This is a genomic window from Flavobacterium sp. (assembly GCF_052437795.1).
Lineage (GTDB): Bacteria > Bacteroidota > Bacteroidia > Flavobacteriales > Flavobacteriaceae > Flavobacterium.
Genome location: NZ_JBQVPA010000020.1, coordinates 1 through 602, shown reverse-complemented (window position 1 = coordinate 602; position 602 = coordinate 1). Strand labels below are relative to the sequence as shown.

Sequence of the window (602 nt, the reverse complement as noted above, 5' to 3'; positions counted from 1 at the left end):
GCATGATTCACTGCCGCAGCAGATAGCTGCAGTGGGCCTGGCAGGGCACATCCTGTTGGGGCCGGCCTGGGGTGGGCCTTGAGGGGTGGGGCAGGGGTCTTAGGGGTGGGGCAGGTAGTGCAAACGCTGATCTGTGACACCACTGCTGCCTGCTGTACTGCTCAGGGCGGATGAGCCTCCAGGGGACTGTGTCTAATGTCTCATCAGAATAACTAGGGCTGTTGTGTGTGTTGCAGCAACGCCTAATGGTAAATGCCATGTTGTTATTACTATCATTATTATTATTATTATTATTATTATTATTATTATTATTATCATTATGATGACGATGATGATGATGATGATGATGATGATGATGATGATGATGATGATGACCTACACTAGGCTGCTGCTGGGCACTGAGGCTGCTGCCACATGTGTTGCCTGTTGCCACTGCTACCTGTGTCATGGTAACTGCTGCAATTCCTTCCGCTACCCTGATGTGAGGCCTGTTGTGATCAAGCTGCCAATGCCGCCACCTCTGATGCTACGCTGCCTGTTATCGCTTTCACTAGTATCATGATGGCTGCTGCCACCCTCCCTGCTACTGCCCTGTTGTAAGC

Annotated in this window: 1 protein-coding gene; it reads left to right on the top strand. The window is 50.5% G+C overall.

Features of this window, described 5'->3' with window-relative positions; all coding sequences use genetic code 11:
- The first annotated feature begins 252 nt into the window (after positions 1-252).
- Positions 253-384: a hypothetical protein gene (locus ACT6R0_RS18640; RefSeq protein WP_444667456.1), complete on the top strand. Its 132-nt coding sequence runs from the start codon at positions 253-255 to the stop codon at positions 382-384.
- Positions 385-602 lie beyond the last annotated feature (218 nt).